Raw genomic sequence first — 1,132 nt, forward strand, 5'->3', positions numbered from 1 at the left:
CATCAGACCCGGCCCAGCCGGACCACAAACCCCGAACACACGAAAACAGGACACAAATCCGACAACCCGTGCTCCCACGTGGCCAACGGTCCACCGCTCCCCTCCATCCCGCCGGCCCGTGGCTATGTCAAGCGATACCCATTCGGTAGGCCAGTCCGCGTAGATCACGTCCTCCGACGTTCGCTCTGGCACGCTGGAGCATGACGGCAACAGTCTCCCGCACGAGCGGGTGAGTCCGGACCAGCTCTGGCGCGAGCCGTTCCGCTTCGCGGAGTACCGCGAGGGCTTGTTTGTCCTTGCCGCGCGACTGGGCAAGTCCTCGGCCGAAATCGGTGAGGAACTGTGCGCGGCGACGTATCCACACCACGCATGATCTCGGGTGCCTTCCCGCCGTCGCCCCGCTCGACTGCGATACTGAGGCGCCAAACCGCCACGTTGGCCGGGCCGAAGTGCGGGTGGAAGACGTTCGTCTCGCCTGTTCGAGCGGCGATCTCGGCGGCTTCCCCGATGTGGGCGTCGACGGCGCCCGTGGCGTCGGCCGGCACTGCGGCGAGTGCCGATGCCAAGTGGAGGATGCCGTAGACCGGCATGACCTGTGCCCTGCCGAGTTGGCCGGAGGCAGCATCAGCGGCCCGCTCAGCGATCTGACGCGCGCGGCTGCGGGCGCCAGCGCTCATGAGCGCGTTGGCATGGTAGAAGCCCCCGAACGCCGACCACGCTGGATCGTCGAGACGCGCGGCGGCCTGCATCGCACGATCAGCCGCGATCCACGCGAGATCGACGTAACCGAGATCCTTGCTGAGCACGAAAGCCGACCGGTAGGCGCCGACCAAGGCGGCAAGCGCGGTGCGAGCGTCACTACCCGAGCCGATCGCATGCACATGCAGTTCCTGGATCAGGTCTGGCAGGACCGATGCGTAGCTCGCGTGCGCGGCTGCTTCCCGCGCTGCCTCAACGTCGTCAGCGGCGAGACGCAGCGCGGCCATAGACCGTGCCGGGCAGTCCGGCTGCTCATCGAACGCGGTGTTGAGGATGGCGGCCCGGACAGCGGGGATAGCGGCGAGAGAGCGAGCCTGGGCGGGGTTCGTGGGTTTGTAGGGCTGCCCTGTCAGGTCGGTGATGGAGACCTGAA

2 protein-coding genes are annotated in these 1,132 nt (G+C 67.5%); both read left to right on the forward strand.

Annotation, left to right across the window (positions count from 1 at the left end; genetic code table 11):
* The first annotated feature begins 229 nt into the window (after positions 1 to 229).
* Entirely contained in the window at positions 230 to 373 is a 144-nt protein-coding gene (locus tag AC08OP_RS22220) for a hypothetical protein (RefSeq protein WP_476615951.1), read from the forward strand.
* Positions 374 to 455: 82 nt separating this feature from the next.
* Positions 456 to 1,132: hypothetical protein (locus tag AC08OP_RS22225; RefSeq protein WP_476615952.1), on the forward strand; the 677-nt coding region annotated here is incomplete at its 3' end.

The organism is Frankia sp. CeRuru1, assembly GCF_977966315.1.